The following is a 963-nucleotide window of genomic DNA, read 5'->3' on the forward strand; positions in this document are numbered from 1 at the left end:
GGGAATATGAGACAGGCCGCCCACCGTCTGCCGCATCGGCCCCGACGACGCGGCGCCGCCGCGGAAGCTCGCCGAGCGCGGCATCGGCGGCACCGGGATCTCGTCCGATGACGGCGACCGCGGCATCGGCGGCACGGGGATCATCGGCGTCATCACCGGCTTCGCCAGCATCTGCGTCAACGGGCTGGAGGTGGACTACGCGCCGACGCTGGCCGCGGACCTCGACGGCCAGCCCGGCAGCGTCGCCGACCTGCGCGCCGGCCAGGTGGTCGTCGTCGAGGCCAGCGGCCGCGCCGACGCGCTGCGCGCCGAGCGGCTGGCGCTGCGCTTCGAGGTCTCCGGCCCGGTCGAGCGCCGCGACGGCGCCACCGGGCTGCAGGTCGCCGGGCAGACGGTGCTGTTCGCCCCCGGCATGCGCGGCGGCCAGGACTGGCAGCCGGGCGACTGGGTCAGCGTCAGCGGGCTGCGCCAGGCGGATGGCAGCATCGCCGCCAGCCGCATCGACCGCCGCCAGCCCGGCCGCATCCTGGTGCGCGGCGTCGCCCAGCGCGAGGGCGCCGGGCTGCTGCGGCTCGGCCAGCTCCGCTTCCGCCGCAGCCTTGTGCTGGATGTCCAGCCGGGGCTGCCGGTGCTGCTGACGGGTCACCTGGAGGGCGGCGTCTTCGTGCTCGACCGGGTCGAGACCGACCTGCTGCTGGCCGACCCCGCCCGCCGCTTCGGCCCCGGCGTCGAGCGCATCGTCATCGAGGCCTATATCGGCGTCGCCGCCGGTCGCCTGCAGCTGGGCCACGGGGCGGGCTTCGCCGCCGGGCTGGCGCGGCCGCTGCCGGGCGGCGCGCCGGGGATGCCGCGGCGCGGGGTGATGGACCTGCGCCGCCAATCCGACGGCAATTTTTCCGGCACCGAGCTGCGCGCGCCGGGCCAGGCGCCGGGGTTCCGCGGCGAAGGGCTGGGCGGGTTTTC

General features: G+C 76.9%; 1 protein-coding gene. It reads left to right on the forward strand.

Annotation, left to right across the window (positions count from 1 at the left end; genetic code table 11):
* Positions 1 to 190 precede the first annotated feature (190 nt).
* The coding region (locus GVN67_RS29060; protein ID WP_200845450.1) for a DUF5666 domain-containing protein at positions 191 to 963 on the forward strand (773 nt) is incomplete at its 3' end.

Source organism: Roseomonas sp. 18066 (assembly GCF_902706185.1).
GTDB lineage: Bacteria > Pseudomonadota > Alphaproteobacteria > Acetobacterales > Acetobacteraceae > Pseudoroseomonas.